Below are 17,843 nucleotides of genomic sequence, written 5' to 3' on the forward strand. Positions count from 1 at the left end.
AAACCATCAGCAAAACTGATGGTTTTTTATTATTTAGGAATTTAATATTAATATCCTTCTGATGAAGATTCATTTTTAATTAATGCTAATGCGGAAGAGGTTCCAATTCTCTTTACTCCCATGTTGATCATTTTCTCAGCATCTCCAGGAGTTCTCACACCACCCGCTGCTTTTACAGGAAGTTTTCCTGCGTTGTTAAGCATAATGGTTATCCCTTCAAAGGTTGCTCCGTTAGGTTTTCCTTCTGCAGTTTGGTAAAATCCTGTTGATGACTTGACAAAAATTTTCGACAGCTCATTTTCAGAGAAGTTCTCTTCTGCCCATGTGGAAATATTTTTAGTAAGATCTGCAATTTGTTCATCAGTTAAAGCTGCAATTTCAATAATCCATTTTGCAATTTTATGATGCTCAAGAGATAATCTTGTACATTTTACAAATTCTTCTTTTACCAGTTGTATATTTCCCTGCAGATAAGCAGTGTAATTAATAACAAAATCCAGTTCATCAGCTCCGTCTTCTATTGCCTGTGAAGCTTCTGCAAGTTTCCCGTCAATAGAATACGTTCCTTCGTGAAAGCCTATTACAGTTCCTACTGCAACATTTGAATTTCTTTCCTGAATATATTTCTTGATCTCAGACACATAATCCGGACGAATCATCACGGCAAAAATACCATTATCAATGGCTTCCTGAGCAAGTTCTTTATCTTTTTGAAGTGTTTCTTCATGGGAAATACCTGATTGTTCTGGTGTTTTCAGGTAGGTTGAATCCAAATATTGGGCTATGTTCATATGATTATACTTTCAATTGTCTGTAAATGCCTTGTTCCAAAGAAATAAAAGTTTCTGTTCTTGTCACTCCCTTCAGCTTTTGAAGTTTGCTAAGGATCTGCATTAAGTGATCATTATCCTTACATAAAACTTTCAGGAATATTGTATAGTTTCCTGTAGTATAGTGGGCTTCCACTACTTCGTTGATATCATGCAAAGACTTTACCACTTCCGGATAATGACTTGGCTGATCCAAAAATACGCCGATATAGGAAATCACTTTATATCCAATTTTCTTAGGGTTAAGAAATGATATTGAATTTTCAATAACTCCTGCGTGTTCGAGTTTTTTGATTCTTTGATGCACTGCAGTGGTGGAAATTCCAACATTTTTTGAAATGTGGGCTAAAGAAGTTTTAGCATTATCCATCAACATGTAGATGATTTCTTTGTCAATAGAATCTAAATGGTAGCTTGTGTTGCTCGAATTTTTCATTTTCTACTTTTTTTATTATTTATGTTTTTTTACTGTAAATTTTTAAATTTTACAAAAACCGGGAAGTGATCGCTATATCCGCCTAAATACCGTGTACCAGCATAAGTTCGGAATGGCCGTCCTTCAAAATTCCTGGTTCTGCTGCGGATTTTTTCAGAATTGAATATATGGGCATCCTGAAAAGCCAGCGTTTTATTATCAAGCAAAGATCTTGACATAATGATCTGATCATACAGCAATCCAGATTTATAATGAAAAGTAGAATAATTTCTTGTAGAAAACAATTGCTGAAAAGGGTTCATTAAGACCTTCTCATCGTCATTGTCATAGAGAATCTGTACTAAATTTTCATCATCCGGGTTTTCGTTAAAATCACCACACAATATGACATGCTCATTATTGGCATCTACTATTTTCATAATCCGTTGCCGGACTTCATTTAATATAAAAGTTCTTTTAGGTTTATTGATATCTTTTTCGCGCTTAGAGGGAAGATGAGCGATAAAGACATTAATAATTTCTCCTTTATATTTAATTTTTGAAAAAAGTACGTCTCTGGTTGTGTCGTAATTTTCTGTGTTTTTATTTACTATTTCAAAAAAGAAAGTAATGGTCTCTGAATCTATAACCTCTACTTTGCTTTTATCATATAACATGGCTACATCCACTTTTCTTTCATCCATGGAATTATAATGTACAATTCCATATTCTGAATTAAAAGGCTCCATCTGTACAAGATCTTCCAAAACTCTCCTTCCGGAAACTTCAGACAATCCTATTACAAATGGCAGTACGCCATTATCTTCCTTCATCAGCTGAAATACATGCGAGATCTTGAAAAGCTTATTTCTGTATCTCTTTTCATCCCAATTCCTTAATCCTGACCGGGTAGGATCTAGCTTATGGACAGGTTTCGGATCGGGTAAAAATAAATTTTCAACATTATAAAAAGAGAACAGCTCCATCTACACTAATTTCTATACTTTAATTTATATGTTCTTTTTTCCCTTTAAGGTGTAAATTTATTATTTTTTTTAAAATTTCCCTGATTTACCCCTAAAGAATAAATCAATTCCACTAAAAAGCTATTCAAATATAGTAAAAAATACCAATGAAATAAACTATAATAAATTAATTTTTCAATTATTCATGACTTATTGTATATTAGTCAAAACTGAGACAATATACAAAATCAGAGATAATCGAAAAATTTTTCCAATTTAAAATTAGAAAAAGTAATATTTTTTATATTTATTAAAACTATAACAAATATTATTCCATTTATCTCATACTAAGATCAATGGAATAAATAAGTAAGAGTAAGAGCTAAAAATTCCGACACTTTTCGTTTACAATAAATCGGGGCGTTTCTCTTTGGTAATTCGTACAGCTTCATCATGGCGCCATTCTTCAATTTTCCCAAAATTGCCGCTCAACAGAATTTTGGGTACATCCAGGCCTTTATAGCTTTCAGGTCTGGTATAGATAGGCGGTGAAAGAAGATCGTCCTGAAAACTGTCTGTTAAAGCGCTCTGCTCATCATTCAAAACTCCGGGAAGCAGCCTGATAATTGAATCCGCCAGAACACAGGCAGCGAGTTCTCCTCCTGTAAGAACGTAATCTCCGATGGAAATTTCTTTTGTAATATGAAGATCTCTTACTCTTTGGTCTATTCCTTTGTAATGACCGCAGAGAAAGATCAGATTTTCTTTGATGGAAAGTGAATTGGCAATCTTCTGGTTCAAAGTAACCCCATCCGGTGTCAGGTAAATTACCTCATCATAGTCTCTTTGAGATTTAAGCTCTGAAATACATTTATCCAATGGCTCAACCATCATTACCATTCCTGCTCCGCCTCCGTAAGGCTCATCATCAATTTGTCTGTGCTTATTGATGGCCCAGTCTCTCAAATGGTGAAAGTGTACTTCTACCAGCCCCTTATCCATCGCTCTTTTCAAAATAGAAGTTTTGAAAGGACTTTCCATCAACTCGGGAAGTACGCTTATTATGTCAATTCTCATTGTAATGTTCCGTTTTTCTTAGTAGGTATAATAATTAATCGTAAAGAAGAATCTTTGTTGATATAGCTCCACATCCAGTTGAAGAATATAGCCAGCTTATTTCGAACGCTCAAAATTAGCATTAAATGGAGAAACATCCAGAAATACCACGCGAAAAATCCCTGAAATTTTATGAACGGCAGATCGACAACGGCTCTGTGCTTCCCAATAGTCGCCAGTGATCCTTTATCATCATATTCATATTCTTTCCATTCGTCTTGATTTTTCTTTAATAGATTTTTACCTAAATTTTTTGCCTGATTAATGGCTACGTTGGCTACCTGAGGATGCCCCTGCGGATACTTGGGCGTTTCCATATAAGCGATATCCCCGATGGCATAAATATTATCGTAACCTTTTATTTTATTATATCGATCTACAATATATCTGTTTCTTACTAATTTTTCTTCCGGAAAACCGCCCACAACATTTCCTGTAACTCCGGCTGCCCAGATGACATTATTGGATGGAATTTCTTTTCCGCTTTTTAAATGTACCTTGTCTCCGTCGTAATCAGTTACCACTTCCCCACTCAGAAAAGTTACTCCCAGATCTTTAAGATACTTTTCAGATTTTTCCTGGGCTTCGCTGCTCATTACAGCAAGTGGTTTTTCTGTAGAACTTACCAGAATAATCTTCAGGTGATCAAAATTCATATAGGGATAATCTCTGGGAAGAATGTCTTTTTTCATTTCGGCAAAAGCTCCCGCCAGTTCTACTCCGGTGGGACCGCTTCCTACGATAACAATATTCCAGTTTCCGTCATCACTTCGGCTTTTTTCAATAATCAGTTTTTCAAAGGTCATCAAAACATGATTTCTGATACTGATGGCTTCCTGGGTATTTTTCATTCCGAAAGCTTTACCTTCCAGTTCCTTATTTCCAAAAAAATTTGTTTTACAGCCTGTTGCAATAATGAGTTTATCGTAGGTAAATTCCGCTTCGTCGGTAATTACTTTATTGCCGGCGGGATCTATTTCTTTTACCTCGGTCATTCGGAACTGCGTGTTTCTGGACTGCTGAAAAATCTTTCTGAAGGGGAAAGAAATGTTGGAAGGTTCTATCCTTCCTGAGGCTACCTGATAAAAAAGCGGCTGAAACATATGGTGATTCATTTTATCCAGAACGATTACTTTTTTGTTCTTGTTATTTAATGTTTTTGCAAGCTGCAGCCCCGCAAATCCTCCTCCTATGATGATGATTTTTTCGCGTGTTTCCATAATACACAAATTTACTGATTTTATTTTAGCATTTAGCAGTGAAAAAAGTTAGTTTTGCAAAACTTTATGACACCAAGAAAGTACACCAAAAAAACTGCCAAACAAGTTCATAAATCCCGACGGAAGAAGTATTTTTTCCGAAGGTGGGTGATATTGGCAATTTTAATGATAGCATTAATAGGAACAGGGCTTTACTTAAAACAGTCCATCAGTTATTACTATGCATTGTACTTTAATAAATTTAAGCATAAAAAGCTTCATAACAGCGAAAAGGAAGCCGCGAGAATTCAAAGGGTATTAGCTAACAACCTTGACAAAACCTATGGTTTTGATGTTTCCCATTACCAGAACAGGGAAGATATTAAATGGGACAGCCTGAGCATTGGAAATAAAACCATTCCATTAGAATTTGTTGTCATGCGTGCAACGATGGGAAACCGAAGTGCCGATAAACATTTTGATGAGTTTTGGGAAAGCGCCAAAAAGCATGAGCTTATCCGTGGAGCTTATCATTTTTACAGAGCTGATGAAGATCCTGTGATCCAGGCGAATAATTTTTTAGAGAATGTAAAACTGGAGAGCGGGGATCTCCCTCCGATTCTCGATATTGAAAAAATCCCCAAACGCAAAACCAACAAAAAACTGGTTGAAGACTTGAAAGTATGGTGTAAAATTGTAGAAGATGCTTACGGTGAAAAACCCATCATCTATACCTACTATCACTATTATAAAGATTTTCTGAAAGGTGAATTTGAAGGGTATCCTTTATGGCTGGCCAATTACAACGATGTTCCTTCTCCTTCTCCCGATGATGAGTGGGATTTCTGGCAGTTTACAGAAAACGGTATCGTACACGGCATCAATGCGAAAGTGGACCTTGATATTTACAATGGTAATTCCTGGTCCTTGAAAAGGCTTACGCTTGATTAGTAAAAAGTGAAGATGGAAGCAGGAAGATGGAAGTTAATGCTGACCGCATAATTCCATATCGGCTTTCAGAAATAATCTGTCTTAGGTAACTTCCAGCCTCCAGCTTCCTTCTTCCGGCTTTTAAAGAATATTCATCACTTCTTCCCAGGAATGAACTCTCTGGTAAGTTTCATTTTCAATCAGTTCATTATGAGGCTGGGTGAAGATTAGTCTTTGTCCTGAAAAATGATCTAAATTCTTAGGATAATCATCAATCATTATATCTCCGGAAACTACTTTCTTACTTCCGCAAAGAACAATCTGCTCCCATGTGATAAATGGAAAATGCTCTGCCAGCCAGTCATACTTTTCCCTCAAGCTGTTGGGAAACTCCATTCCGGCAGATACAATATAGAGCTCATATTTCTTATTCAGATATTCCATTGCTTCACGGCTTCCTTTCATCACCGGTAAGGTTCTGAAAAATCCTGCCTCATTAACGTGTTTCTTCCCATTTGGGAAAGCTTCTATTTCCGGTCTTCCCACGAAATCACTAATCTCCACTTCTCTTCCCGTATCTCTTTTTTCAAATTGTACCAGCTGATGATATACATCGGCCATTACCCCATCCATGTCGACAATAATTTTTTTCATTACTTCAATCAGATTTTTGTATTACTATTCTTAAACTGTGTTATGTACAGCCTACCAAATTTACTGATTAGTTTTCTCAGAGAGCGGACACAGTCCATTAAAAAATTATAAATATTTATTTTTATAAAAGAGGTTCCGGAAAATTTTAGGTTACATTTTCGTATTTTTGCGGTTCAATTCAAAATTAAAATCAAACCATTAATTCCCAATGAATTACGTTTCTGCAGAAAATCTCACCAAATCTTACGGCATCAAGGTTTTGTTTAAAAACATATCTTTTCACATCAATGAAGGAGATAAAATAGCTATTGTTGCCAAAAACGGAAGTGGAAAATCTACCCTTCTGAAAATATTAATGGGTAAAGAAATTGCAGACAGCGGAACTCCGGTCATCAGCAAAGATATCCAGGTGGTATTATTCGACCAGGAGATCGACTATGATCCTGAGCTCAGCATTGAAGAATTTATGATGGCCCTGGATTCGGAGCCTATTCTTGCGCTTAAAAACTATCATCAATCCCTTCATTCTACAGATCATGATTTTATTGAAAAAGCATTGGCTGACATGGAAGTTCACAAGGCCTGGGACCTTGAGAATGAAATGAAGCAGATTCTTTCCCAGCTTAAAATCACTGATCTGGATGCTAAAATGGGAACTCTGTCGGGAGGGCAGATTAAGCGTGTGGCTTTGGCTAAGCTTTTAACAGAAACAAGAGCCGAACACAGACATACACTTCTTATCATGGACGAACCTACCAACCACCTGGATGTGGACATGGTAGAATGGCTTGAAAATTATCTGAACAAAGCAAAAATCACGCTGCTGCTTGTAACCCACGACCGTTATTTCCTTGACAGTGTCTGTGATATTATCTGGGAGATGGAAGATCAAAATCTGTATGTTCACAACGGCTCATATGCGACTTATCTTGAGAACAAAATGATCCGTGAGGAGAACCTTAATTCTACTATTGATAAGGCTAATAACCTTTACAGAAAGGAACTGGAATGGATGCGAAGACAGCCGAAAGCCAGAACTACAAAATCAAAAAGCAGAATTGATGCTTTCTATGAAACTGAAAAAGTGGCCAAAACCGACACCAGAAAAGACGGGCTGGAACTGGATTTTGAGATGAAACGTCTGGGAAATAAAATTCTTGAACTCAAACATATTGATAAGAGTTTTGGATCTAAAGTTCTTTTAAAAGATTTCAGCTACCAGTTTCAACGTGGCGAAAAAGTGGGAATCATCGGAAAAAACGGTGCTGGAAAATCTACTCTTCTCAATATCATCCAAGGGCTCGAAAAGGCTGATAAAGGGGAAATTGAAACCGGCGAAACTATTTCTTTCGGTTATTTTTCACAAAAAGGGCTTACTTATAAAGAGGACGAACGTGTGATTGATTTCATCAAGGAGATTGCAGAATTTTATCCTTTAGCCAATGGAAAAAGTTTATCTGCCTCACAGTTCCTAAGATTGTTCCTATTTGACGATCAGACGCAGTATTCTCCTATTTCCAAGCTTTCGGGTGGTGAAAAGAGAAGACTACACCTGATGTATATTTTATATCAGAATCCTAACTTCCTGATTTTTGATGAACCTACCAATGATCTTGACCTTCCAACGTTAACGGTTCTTGAAAACTTCCTGCAGCAATTCCAGGGGTCTTTGATTATCGTTTCTCACGACAGGTATTTTATGGACAGAATTGTAGATCATGTGCTGGCTTTTGAAGGCAACGGAAAAATCAGAGATTTTGTAGGAAATTTCTCAGAATACAGAGAAGCGAGAAGCCGCGAAGAAGCATTAGAAAAAAATGCTGCAGTAAAACCTGAACCGGTTAAAGAAACTGCTTCCATTGTAGAAAATTCAACAGCCTCAGGTGCTAAACGAAAATTAACTTTCAAAGAGCAGAGAGAGCTGGAAACTATTGAAAAAGAAATGCCGGGGCTGGAAGAACAGCGCGCCAAAATTCTGGACAAGCTCAACAACGAAGCTGATTATGAAAAGATAGCCAGCCTGTCTTCAGAACTGGAAACGGTCTCAGAAAAACTGGAGAACTACGAAATGAGATGGCTGGAACTTCAGGAAATTCTCTAAAAAATAAGAATATGAATGAGTTCAAAGAGTTGGAGGATTTGAGGGTTTGAGGGTAAACGAGTTGAAAATTCCTGATCCCAACCGGTATCAACCCTGAACTTTACACCCTGAACTCATTCATAACTTCTCAACTATAATTTAATTACTTTTTCCTCTTTTGCACTTTGCAGGGAAGCATCAATGATTTTCATATTCTGAATCACCTCTTTTCCCGGAGATGGTAATGCATATCCGAAAACAATGTGTTCATAAATCTGCTGATAATAATCCATATAATTTCCGGCTGCACTTGAGGTAAGAATTCTTTCTGTTTCAGAATGATCATTCAGGAAGTTTAAAATTCCATCAGCTTCTTGTAAGGGTTGTGTCCATTCTTTACCATATTCAGGAACAGAACCAGCTACCAGCTCATTCTCCTGATTATCGGTTCTTTCCTGCAGGAAAGTTCCTTTATCCCCATGAATGGTATAGGCATAGTGACCTTCTTTACTGAAAACTGAGGATTTAAGTCTTACCCTAAGATCATCTCTGTAGAATAAAAGAACTTCAAAATAATCATTCGCAAACTCTTTACCCTTCATAGAAAATACATCAGCAAAAAGTTTTTCAGGATATCCAAAATACTGTACCGCCTGATCTACAAGATGTGCTCCCAGATCATGAAGTGATCCTGAGCCTACCTGATCTGGACTTTCCTTATGCTGCTTTCCGCTGGCAGTAGTACGGAATCTGTCAAAACGGATCTCAACTTCTTTTATATTTCCTAATTTTCCATCAGCCAAAACTTTTTGAACCTGTAAAAAATCACGGTCAAACCTTCTGTTTTGATATACACTCAGGAATAACCCTTTTTCTTCAGCTAATTTCACCAGCTCTTCTGCTTCAGAAACATTTACTGTAAAAGGTTTTTCTACAATAATGTTTTTCCCGGCTTCCAATGCTTTTTTTGCATATTCGTAATGGGTCTGAACCGGAGTGTTGATAACCACCAGTTCTACATCTGCCTGCTCAAGCATGGCTTCTACAGAACGGTAAATTGTTGCTTCCGGATATTTTTCCTTTGACTCCTCTTTACTTCTTTCTACTACGGCAGCAATAAAGAATCCCGGATGTTCCTTTAAAAAGGGAGCATGGAATACTTTTCCGCTCATTCCAAAGGCGCAAAGCCCTGCTTTTACCAATTGCATATTAAAATTTTTAACAAATATATTCATAAAAATTTCTCTATCCCTTAGTCTAAAGGAGGTATAGAAATAATCCATCTCATCATCGCTAAAAAATATGATTTAAATCATAAAATTATTTTTATCTATTCTAAACAAATACTTACATTTGCGCCTTATTTAAAACTGTTCTACATAAAAATAAAATGAAAAGACAATTACTTTCTTTAGGTCTTCTATTTATCGCTGTTTCGGCAAGTTCACAGCTGAAAAATGCTGAAGCAGATACTATCAGAACTCAGACTATTGAGGATATCAACCTTCATAAAACAGGAAATCCTAACCAGGCAAGACCATTATCGACAAAATCTAATCTGACGATAATGGAAAATCCACAGCCTATTGCTATTGTGACTCACGAAATCATTGAGCAGCAACAAGCGAAGCAGCTGAGCGATGTTCTTCAGAATGTAAACGGTCTGTATATCACTTCATCCAGGGGAAATTCTCAGGATAGCTTTGGTGGACGTGGTTTCATTTTAGGAAATGATAATATTTTTAAGAATGGCTCAAGAATAAATAGTGGTGTTTTCCCTGAAGTAAGTGGTCTGGAAAGAGTAGAAGTTTTAAAGGGTGCTAATGCTATGCTTTTTGGTAATACAGCAGCTGGAGGTGTTATCAATATGATTACAAAAAAACCTAAATTCAATTTTGGTGGAAGTGTAGGGCTAAATGGTGGCAGCTGGAATTCCTATAAACCAACAGTTGATATTTATGGACCTTTATCCAAGAATATTGCATTTAGAATAAATGGTGCCTATGAGCATGCTGAAAGTTTCAGAGATGTTGTAGAATCGGAGAAATATTATTTCAATCCATCATTTCTATTTAACTTAAGTGATAAGTCACAATTAATTGTTGAGGCAGATTATCTTAAAACTAATTTTACCCCGGATTTCGGGATTGGATCTATTACGGAAAAAGACCAAAGCTACAGATTGAATGATACTGTTTCCAGAAACACATTCTTCGGAACTGACTGGCAATACCAAAATGTACAGCAAGCTTCTACGAATGTAACTTTTAATCATCAATTTAACGAAAGATGGTCTTTGAACGCAACTGCTTCTTACCAAAACTATACTAAAGATTATTTTTCTTCTGAAAGAGTGCAATGGATATATGATACTAAAGATACCACTGTAGATCCTAACAGATTATCCTGGAAAAGACCTTTCGGCAGAACTTATAACGAACAAAACTATACCTCAGCACAGGTAAACATCAATGGTGAATTCAATACAGGAAAAATCAACCATAAAGTTTTAATTGGGGCAGATGCTGATTACGGCCAGGCGGATGCTTATGCTTATAGTGTTACAGCACCAAAAAATCTTCTGTATTTAGATGATCCTTCAACGTGGGGAAGTATTGATATGCCGAACTCTACTCTTACTACGAGAAACAGAATCAATACAAGAAGAATCGGTATCTATGCACAAGATTTTATCAGCTTAACAAAGCAATTAAAAGTAATTGCAGGGCTAAGATGGTCTTATATCGAAAATATGCCTACTCTGACAACCCGATTTGCATCAAATGATAAAATTGAAGTAGCAAATTCTTCAACTTCTGACAATGCATTTTCTCCAAAAGTAGGTTTGGTGTATGCTCCAAATGAAAACCTTTCTGTGTTTGCAACTTATACGAATTCGTTTGCTTCAAATGCAGGATATACTTCAGATCAATTTGGTACAGTAAATACCAATCAACCTGTTACAGATGTTCAAAATCAGTTAACTACTTTATCAAGACAAAGCATAAAACCTTCAACAGTTGATCAATACGAGGTTGGTATTAAAAAGAATTTCTGGAACAATGCTTTAGCTGTCAACTTAACGGCTTACCAGATTATGTATAACAATTATTATCAACCATATTGGTTCGCTTCTGCTCCAAACGGAGCACCGGTAAATTCGACAGATACCAATCTTAAAGAATTTGCAGGAAATATGAGAAGCCGTGGTGTGGAACTGGATATTACAGGAAATCCCACAGAAAACTTATCTATAATCGGAGGTTTTTCTTATAACAATTCTGTTTATACTGACACTCCTGAAAAGGGGTATATTGAAAACCAAAGACTGGTAAGAACACCGGCTACAACAGCAAATGCTTCCGTTTTCTATAAATTCACAAACTATGTAAAAGGCTTAAAAATAGGAGCCGGAGTTTACTACATCGGCGACAGAGTTGCCGGATGGAATGACACAAAATCTACCAATACAAGCAGAAATAACGTGAGCAGAATGTTTGATCTGAAAGATTACACCACTGTTTCTGTATCGGTTGGCTACGAGTGGAACAAATTCTCAATCCAAGGAAGAGTGGGCAACCTGTTTGATGTTGTCAACTACAATGTTCACGAGAATTATTCAGTGAACCCTATCACTCCAAGAAACTATTATTTTACACTGACATACAGACTTTAGAATTCTTTATATAATAATTCTTTCATTAAAAGTGGAAACTACAAAAATGCAGTTTCCACTTTTGAAATTTTAAACAAAAACAAAACAATAAGATATGGATAAGATTAAAGACACAAGAAGTTTTATGAGAGTTACACACCGTTATCTGGGATATTTCCTTGCCGGAATTATGGCTGTGTATTCATTAAGCGGCATTCTTCTGGTGTACAGAGACACCGATTTTCTGAAAAGTGAAAAGAAATATGAAAAAAACATTGCCGCCAATCTTTCAGAAAAAGAACTGAAAAAGGAGCTTAAGATGAAAGGCCTTGAAGTGGAAAAAACAGAAGGAAGTGTCCTTTATTTTAAACAGGGAACTTATGACAGTGCCACCGGAAAAGCCAAGTACTCCAAAAAAGAGCTACCGTTCGTACTAGACAAAATGGTTTCTCTTCACAAATCACAGTCTAAAGAAACCTTATCTCCTTTAAACGTATTCTTTGGAGTTTCTCTTTTCTTTTTTGTAATCTCCAGTTTCTGGATGTTTAATCCTAAGACAAAAGCATTCAAACGTGGGATCAGGTTTACGATTGCAGGACTAATTATTTCTGTAATTCTTTTATTTATTTAAAAATCAGGAACTGAGCGAAATAAAAGAAGCATTTTACAATTAACGATCTGCCACCCACTTTTATCATTTCTTTCGTAAAACAACCATTTTATTTTCTTTATCATTACGATATATTCAGTTAATATGTTAAAAAAATAAATTCTATGTCCCTGACAACGTTAACGTTTATTTAGAAAAATTACGTAAAATTAAGAGTCTGGCACATTTATTGTTTTTTCTATAATTCGTGAATAATAAAACATTTAATTATTAAAATAATAAATTATGAAAAAACTTATTTTAACAGGGATATTAGCCGTAGCAGGGTTAACAGCAACTGCAAACGCTCAGATTCAAAAAGGTAATTGGATGGTAGGGGGTAACCTTGTAGGTGCTAATTTTGGTTTAAATGAAGGAGCAGGATACGATTTTGCCATTCAACCAAAAGGAGCATATTTCATTGAAGACAATATTGCAGTTGGTGGATATGTAGATTTGGGCTTCAAGGGAGCTAAAGATGCTCCGACTACTTTCACTTATAACGTAGGAGCGTTAGGACGTTATTATCTTAATCCGGGAGAGCAGGGAGTAAATAACTTACTACACCACGGAAGATGGTTCTTCGAAGGTAACCTAGGTGTTGGGGGGATGTCGATCTCTAAAGGAGGTTCTTCTTCTAATGGCCTTAACTTCGGATTCGGACCTGGATATTCTTACTTTATCACTCCAAACATCGGATTGGAAGGTTTAGTGAAGTATGATGCAAACGCAGGATTCGGAAGCGGTGGATATACTAACAAAATTACTTTTGGGTTAGGATTCCAGATTTATCTTCCAACCTCTAAAGCAAAACAAATCATCAACGACGTTAAGTAATCACTAAAATACGTATAAAAAAATGAAAGCGCCCGAAATTTTATTTCGGGGCGCTTTTCGTACAAATTAAAACTAAACTATAAAAAATCAAATAAATCATGTATTAGGCTGAGGTGTGTATCTTAAATACGGTTTTACTTCCGTTACACCTTTCGGGAATATATCCCGGGCTTCCTCTGTAGAAATTGCAGGCGGAATAATCACATCTTCCCCATTTTTCCAGTTAACAGGTGTTGCCACGTGATAATTATCTACCAGCTGTAAAGAATCCAGCACTCTAAGGATCTCATCAAAATTTCTTCCTGTAGAGGCCGGATAAGTAATAATCAGCCGTACTTTTTTTGAAGGATCAATAATCAGAAGTGAGCGTACAGTTGCCGTAACTGAGGCATTCGGGTGAATAAAATCATACAGCTCCGAGACTTTCCTGTCTTTATCAGCAATGATAGGAAACAGGACGTTGATATTCTGGGTTTCATTAATATCTTTCACCCAGTTTTGATGGTCTTCTACTCCATCCACACTTAAAGCAATCACTTTAGTGTCCCTCGCATCAAACTCAGACTGCAGCTTTGCAGTATATCCGAGCTCTGTAGTGCATACCGGCGTATAATCTGCAGGATGCGAAAACAGAATCCCCCAGGAATTCCCCAGATAATTATAAAAATTGATGTCACCTACAGATGACTCTGCCTGAAAGTTAGGTGCTGTATCTCCTAGTTTAATTGACATAATGCTCTCTTTATAGTCTACAAATTTAGTAGACTTTTTGGAACTGGCAAATTTTTTGCTGAAAATTTATATATTTATTTAAAATTTTATTCATGGAGAAAACCGGATTAAGGTATCTAGATGTTGTATGTAAAGTATTGGAAAATTGGTATATTACCTTTGCTAAGCTTACCCCAAAGTTGATTGTCGGCGTTTTAGTATTTACATTTTTTCTTATCAGCAGTAAATATCTGAGCAAAGGAGCAGTAAAATTATTTCACAAATTTTTCCCCAAAAGCCAAAAAGAGAGTTCATTAGTCACTTTAATCAGTGTATTCAGATTCCTGATCATGCTGATGGGAACGTTTATTTCCCTTGAAATAATGGGTTTCAGCGGTTTTCTTTGGAAGTTCATCGGAAGTTTAGGAGTAGCCGGGGTTATTGCCGGGGTAGCGCTGAAAGACCTTGTTTCAAGTATTTTCTCAGGGATGCTTATCGGAATTGATAAAGCATATAAAGTAGGAGATTATATTACCATTGGAACCCATTCCGGAACGGTACAGGAAATTGGTTTTTTAACCACCAAAATTCTTACTGATGATGGAAAGAAAGCATACATTCCTAATCAGGTTGTTTTCAATGCCCCGTTCTACAATATTACAGCTTCTCCACAGCGCAGGATTATTTTAAATTTTGAAATTCCTGCGGACGAAGATATCAGTAAAGCTCAGAAAGCAATTTTAGAGGTGGTTAAAACTCTTGACAATGTAGATAAGCTGGATACGGCAGAAGTTATTTTTACAGATTTAAAGCAAGGCTCATTCAATCTTCAGGTCAAATTCTGGATAAAAGTAGGCGCCAATCTTGCCCAGGTAAGAAGCAGCGCCTACCTGAACATTAAAACACGCCTTGATGCAGACAATATTCAGCTGGTAACACCTACAAGCATCAGCATTACCAGTGGAGAGAATATTTTACCTGAAAGCCATCAGGATAAGTAACCACAGAGATATAAAATAAAGATCACCTCAAAACTAGGTGTTTTTTTATGATGATCGGTAAAAAACCTAACAGGTTTCCGAAACCTGTTAGGTTTACAATAAAACAATTCCAGCTGAAGTTAAAAACTTTACCATTACTTTTGCCAACAAAAAAACCGTTCCAAAAATGGAACGGTTTTCTATTTATTTGAAAATTTCAGATTACGCTAAAACTTCTTTTACTTTGTTTGCAGCTTCTTCTAAAGTAATTGCAGAGTGTACCGGAAGACCAGACTCATCAATTAATTTTTTAGCTTCTACAGCATTAGTTCCCTGTAATCTTACGATCAATGGAACCGGAAGGCTACCCATTGCTTTGTAAGCATCTACAACCCCCTGAGCAACTCTGTCACATCTTACGATACCTCCGAAGATGTTGATCAGGATAGCTTTTACGTTTGGATCTCTTAAGATGATTCCGAAAGCAGTCTGTACTCTCTGAGCATCTGCAGTACCCCCTACATCAAGGAAGTTAGCAGGGTTACCACCTGATAATTTGATGATATCCATAGTTGCCATTGCAAGACCAGCTCCGTTTACCATACAAGCAACGTTACCATCCAGTTTTACGAAGTTAAGACCCGCTTCACCAGCTTCTACATCCATTGGATCTTCTTCTCTTGTATCTCTAAGTTCAGCTAAGTCTTTGTGACGGAACAATGAGTTGTCATCTAAAGTTACTTTAGCATCTACAGCGATAATTTTGTTATCAGAAGTTTTTAATACCGGGTTGATTTCGAAAAGAGAAGCATCAATTCCTGTGTAAGCATTGTAAAGAGAAGCAATGAATTTTGTGAATTCTTTGAATGCATTTCCTTCAAGACCTAGGTTGAAAGCAATTTTTCTAGCCTGGAACCCTTGAAGACCTAAAGCAGGATCAATAATTTCTTTGTGGATCAAATGAGGAGTTACTTCAGCAACGTGCTCAATATCCATACCACCTTCAGTAGAATATACGATTGTATTTTTCCCTTCAGCTCTGTCTAAAAGAATAGAAACATAAAATTCTTTAGTTTCAGATTCTCCAGGATAATAAACATCTTCTGCAACCAAAACAGAGTGTACTTTTTTACCTTCAGCAGAAGTTTGTGGAGTTACCAACTGCATTCCGATGATATTCTGAGCGTTTTCTTTAAGCTTATCCATGTTTGGAGAAAACTTAACACCCCCACCTTTACCACGACCACCTGCGTGAATCTGTGCTTTTACAATCCAAGCCTGTGCCCCGGTTTCAGCAGTCAATTTTTCAGCAGCTGCTACAGCTTCATCTACGTTGTTTGCAACGAAACCACGTTGGATAGCTACTCCATACTTTGATAAAATCTCTTTTGATTGATACTCGTGAAGATTCATATTATTTTTATTATTTTATTTTAATATTTAAAGGTTGACAAATTTACTAAAAAGACATGGAAGTTCAAGTTTATTGACCTAAAAATTAAAGTCTGATGGACTTGATTTTTAACATATCTTCCGATTTTCCCCTATTCTTCCTCTAATTTCTCAGACTGTGATCCGATAAACGGAATTTTAGGAGCTAGGAAATATCCGGTAAGGCTCGCAAATAATATGGGAACAAAATAGGTAAATCCGGTAAGTGTTCCCAATATAATTGTAGTACTCATCGGTGTTCTCGTTACACAGGCGTTGATAGCAGCCATACAGCTTACAATGGCTAACGTGGTATCTACTGTTGGAAATAAATTATGGATAATCAGTCCCAACGTAGTTCCTACAAAGAACAATGGAATAATGAAGCCTCCTCTCCATCCGGAAGTCACTGTAATAGCAATGGCCAGTATTTTAAAAACCAAAATCAGGATTAAAAAACTCAGTCCGAAATTTCCACCAATCAGCTGACTGATTTCGTTATGTCCGAAGTATCTTGTAATGGGAAAATTATAGGCGATAATTCCTAAAATAATTCCACCTACGAATGTTTTAATGTAAATCGGGAATTTTCTGTACTCAAAAACTTTCTTGAAAAATTTGACTACAAAAATGAAGATCCATCCGAATAAAGTGCCCACAATTCCAAAAGCAGTTGCGTAAGCAAAATCATATACTCCGGTATAATGATAGGCTTTCAAATCCCATGTTGCCCCAATTCCCAAGTGAATAATCAACGCAAACATAAGATAACTGAAACAACTTGCTACCAGTGCGGGAATAATGGCTTTATAATATTCTACAGCATGCTTATGGTGTAAAATCTCCAATGAAAAAAGGCTTCCTCCCAGCGGAGCACCGAACAAGGCGGTAAAACCGGAGGCCATACCGGCAATACTCAAAGACCTCAGCTCCTCCCCTTTCAGTCTGAAAATTTTCCCCAACCACGTTCCCGTAGATCCCGTAACCTGTACCAATGGTGCTTCAGGACCTAAACTTCCTCCTGATGCTACACAGAACAGGGATGAAAGGATCATCGATGGATTGTTCTTGGGTTCCAGTTTTCCTTTATTGAACCTGATGTTATTAACAATCAGATGAATTTCTCCCGGATCGCCGATAAAATGAATCACCAGCCCGGCCAGCAATCCGCAGATAGCCATCGTTGGAATCACCTGCCAGCCTTGAAATTCGGCTAAAAATTCTGTAAAATGTTCCAGTACAATCCAATATCCTCCGGCAATGATACCACCCACGAGACCTGTAACAGCCCACATAAAAAAAGTACGGCTGAACACAAACGGATTAAATCTGATAGGCTGATCTAAGAGATTGAATGTTCGTATTAACCGTCTTCTTCTGTTAATTTTCAT

The 17,843-nt window shown here is 36.8% G+C and carries 16 protein-coding genes; 6 read left to right on the top strand and 10 right to left on the bottom strand.

Going from position 1 to position 17,843, the window contains the following annotated elements:
- Positions 1 to 47: 47 nt before the first annotated feature.
- The 5 genes from deoC to ACP3T3_RS11090 form a co-directional block, all read right to left on the bottom strand.
- A complete protein-coding gene (gene deoC / locus ACP3T3_RS11070; RefSeq protein ID WP_426479916.1) occupies positions 48 to 791 on the bottom strand; it encodes a deoxyribose-phosphate aldolase in 744 nt (247 codons plus the stop codon).
- Between the two features lie 4 nt (positions 792 to 795).
- On the bottom strand, positions 796 to 1,266 hold the full coding sequence (locus tag ACP3T3_RS11075) for an Lrp/AsnC ligand binding domain-containing protein (protein ID WP_002976659.1): 471 nt from the start codon (positions 1,264 to 1,266) through the stop codon (positions 796 to 798).
- 29 nt (positions 1,267 to 1,295) lie between these two features.
- The gene (locus ACP3T3_RS11080; RefSeq protein WP_426479917.1) at positions 1,296 to 2,231 is read right to left on the bottom strand and encodes an endonuclease/exonuclease/phosphatase family protein; all 936 of its coding nucleotides are present in this window, start codon (positions 2,229 to 2,231) and stop codon (positions 1,296 to 1,298) included.
- A gap of 384 nt (positions 2,232 to 2,615) precedes the next feature.
- Positions 2,616 to 3,287: a tRNA (guanosine(37)-N1)-methyltransferase TrmD gene (gene trmD, locus ACP3T3_RS11085; protein WP_426479918.1), complete on the bottom strand. Its 672-nt coding sequence runs from the start codon at positions 3,285 to 3,287 to the stop codon at positions 2,616 to 2,618.
- Positions 3,284 to 4,546 carry an NAD(P)/FAD-dependent oxidoreductase gene (locus ACP3T3_RS11090; protein ID WP_426479919.1) on the bottom strand — a complete coding sequence of 421 codons (1,263 nt, stop codon included), beginning with the start codon at positions 4,544 to 4,546 and terminating at the stop codon, positions 3,284 to 3,286. The genes trmD and ACP3T3_RS11090 overlap by 4 nt, the downstream gene beginning before the upstream one ends.
- Before the next feature lie 66 nt (positions 4,547 to 4,612).
- On the opposite strand from ACP3T3_RS11090, the gene ACP3T3_RS11095 reads away from it, so the two are divergent.
- Positions 4,613 to 5,476: a glycoside hydrolase family 25 protein gene (locus tag ACP3T3_RS11095; protein WP_426479920.1), complete on the top strand. Its 864-nt coding sequence runs from the start codon at positions 4,613 to 4,615 to the stop codon at positions 5,474 to 5,476.
- Positions 5,477 to 5,596: 120 nt separating this feature from the next.
- On the opposite strand, the gene ACP3T3_RS11100 is transcribed toward ACP3T3_RS11095, so the two are convergent.
- The gene (locus tag ACP3T3_RS11100; RefSeq protein WP_426479921.1) at positions 5,597 to 6,109 is read right to left on the bottom strand and encodes a 5' nucleotidase, NT5C type; all 513 of its coding nucleotides are present in this window, start codon (positions 6,107 to 6,109) and stop codon (positions 5,597 to 5,599) included.
- 208 nt (positions 6,110 to 6,317) lie between these two features.
- Here ACP3T3_RS11100 and ACP3T3_RS11105 point away from each other — a divergent pair, with 208 nt between their 5' ends.
- A complete protein-coding gene (locus ACP3T3_RS11105; protein ID WP_426479922.1) occupies positions 6,318 to 8,210 on the top strand; it encodes an ABC-F family ATP-binding cassette domain-containing protein in 1,893 nt (630 codons plus the stop codon).
- Between the two features lie 131 nt (positions 8,211 to 8,341).
- Here the strand turns inward: ACP3T3_RS11105 and ACP3T3_RS11110 are convergent, their stop codons facing one another.
- Complete coding sequence (locus ACP3T3_RS11110; protein ID WP_426479923.1) at positions 8,342 to 9,397, bottom strand: Gfo/Idh/MocA family oxidoreductase; 1,056 nt, start codon at positions 9,395 to 9,397, stop codon at positions 8,342 to 8,344.
- Between the two features lie 182 nt (positions 9,398 to 9,579).
- Between ACP3T3_RS11110 and ACP3T3_RS11115 the strand changes: the two genes are divergently transcribed.
- The 3 genes from ACP3T3_RS11115 (at position 9,580) to ACP3T3_RS11125 (ending at position 13,330) form a co-directional block, all read left to right on the top strand.
- Positions 9,580 to 11,865 carry a TonB-dependent siderophore receptor gene (locus ACP3T3_RS11115; RefSeq protein ID WP_426479924.1) on the top strand — a complete coding sequence of 762 codons (2,286 nt, stop codon included), beginning with the start codon at positions 9,580 to 9,582 and terminating at the stop codon, positions 11,863 to 11,865.
- A 94-nt stretch (positions 11,866 to 11,959) separates the two neighbouring features.
- Positions 11,960 to 12,475, top strand: coding sequence for a hypothetical protein (locus tag ACP3T3_RS11120; RefSeq protein WP_426479925.1), 516 nt, complete (start codon positions 11,960 to 11,962; stop codon positions 12,473 to 12,475).
- A 264-nt stretch (positions 12,476 to 12,739) separates the two neighbouring features.
- Entirely contained in the window at positions 12,740 to 13,330 is a 591-nt protein-coding gene (locus ACP3T3_RS11125; protein WP_426479926.1) for a hypothetical protein, read from the top strand.
- Positions 13,331 to 13,426: 96 nt separating this feature from the next.
- On the opposite strand, the gene ACP3T3_RS11130 is transcribed toward ACP3T3_RS11125, so the two are convergent.
- Positions 13,427 to 14,062: a peroxiredoxin gene (locus ACP3T3_RS11130; RefSeq protein ID WP_426479927.1), complete on the bottom strand. Its 636-nt coding sequence runs from the start codon at positions 14,060 to 14,062 to the stop codon at positions 13,427 to 13,429.
- A gap of 92 nt (positions 14,063 to 14,154) precedes the next feature.
- Between ACP3T3_RS11130 and ACP3T3_RS11135 the strand changes: the two genes are divergently transcribed.
- Positions 14,155 to 15,042: a mechanosensitive ion channel family protein gene (locus tag ACP3T3_RS11135; protein ID WP_426479928.1), complete on the top strand. Its 888-nt coding sequence runs from the start codon at positions 14,155 to 14,157 to the stop codon at positions 15,040 to 15,042.
- Between the two features lie 201 nt (positions 15,043 to 15,243).
- On the opposite strand, the gene sucC is transcribed toward ACP3T3_RS11135, so the two are convergent.
- Together sucC and ACP3T3_RS11145 are read right to left on the bottom strand one after the other, a co-directional pair.
- On the bottom strand, positions 15,244 to 16,434 hold the full coding sequence (gene sucC / locus ACP3T3_RS11140) for an ADP-forming succinate--CoA ligase subunit beta (RefSeq protein WP_426479929.1): 1,191 nt from the start codon (positions 16,432 to 16,434) through the stop codon (positions 15,244 to 15,246).
- A 131-nt stretch (positions 16,435 to 16,565) separates the two neighbouring features.
- Positions 16,566 to 17,843: a chloride channel protein gene (locus ACP3T3_RS11145; RefSeq protein ID WP_426479930.1), complete on the bottom strand. Its 1,278-nt coding sequence runs from the start codon at positions 17,841 to 17,843 to the stop codon at positions 16,566 to 16,568.

The organism is Chryseobacterium sp. CBSDS_008 (assembly GCF_049959325.1).
In the GTDB taxonomy this organism is placed as follows: domain Bacteria; phylum Bacteroidota; class Bacteroidia; order Flavobacteriales; family Weeksellaceae; genus Chryseobacterium.

Coding starts and splice junctions, on each gene's coding strand:
- ACP3T3_RS11145 (WP_426479930.1), bottom strand. CDS start 17,843: ATGAAAATTAACAGAAGAAGACGGTTAATACGAACATTCAATCTCTTA.
- ACP3T3_RS11135 (WP_426479928.1), top strand. CDS start 14,155: ATGGAGAAAACCGGATTAAGGTATCTAGATGTTGTATGTAAAGTATTG.
- ACP3T3_RS11080 (WP_426479917.1), bottom strand. CDS start 2,231: ATGGAGCTGTTCTCTTTTTATAATGTTGAAAATTTATTTTTACCCGAT.
- ACP3T3_RS11075 (WP_002976659.1), bottom strand. CDS start 1,266: ATGAAAAATTCGAGCAACACAAGCTACCATTTAGATTCTATTGACAAA.
- ACP3T3_RS11120 (WP_426479925.1), top strand. CDS start 11,960: ATGGATAAGATTAAAGACACAAGAAGTTTTATGAGAGTTACACACCGT.
- ACP3T3_RS11090 (WP_426479919.1), bottom strand. CDS start 4,546: ATGGAAACACGCGAAAAAATCATCATCATAGGAGGAGGATTTGCGGGG.
- deoC (WP_426479916.1), bottom strand. CDS start 791: ATGAACATAGCCCAATATTTGGATTCAACCTACCTGAAAACACCAGAA.
- ACP3T3_RS11110 (WP_426479923.1), bottom strand. CDS start 9,397: ATGCAATTGGTAAAAGCAGGGCTTTGCGCCTTTGGAATGAGCGGAAAA.
- ACP3T3_RS11125 (WP_426479926.1), top strand. CDS start 12,740: ATGAAAAAACTTATTTTAACAGGGATATTAGCCGTAGCAGGGTTAACA.
- ACP3T3_RS11115 (WP_426479924.1), top strand. CDS start 9,580: ATGAAAAGACAATTACTTTCTTTAGGTCTTCTATTTATCGCTGTTTCG.
- ACP3T3_RS11095 (WP_426479920.1), top strand. CDS start 4,613: ATGACACCAAGAAAGTACACCAAAAAAACTGCCAAACAAGTTCATAAA.
- ACP3T3_RS11100 (WP_426479921.1), bottom strand. CDS start 6,109: ATGAAAAAAATTATTGTCGACATGGATGGGGTAATGGCCGATGTATAT.
- ACP3T3_RS11105 (WP_426479922.1), top strand. CDS start 6,318: ATGAATTACGTTTCTGCAGAAAATCTCACCAAATCTTACGGCATCAAG.
- sucC (WP_426479929.1), bottom strand. CDS start 16,434: ATGAATCTTCACGAGTATCAATCAAAAGAGATTTTATCAAAGTATGGA.
- ACP3T3_RS11130 (WP_426479927.1), bottom strand. CDS start 14,062: ATGTCAATTAAACTAGGAGATACAGCACCTAACTTTCAGGCAGAGTCA.
- trmD (WP_426479918.1), bottom strand. CDS start 3,287: ATGAGAATTGACATAATAAGCGTACTTCCCGAGTTGATGGAAAGTCCT.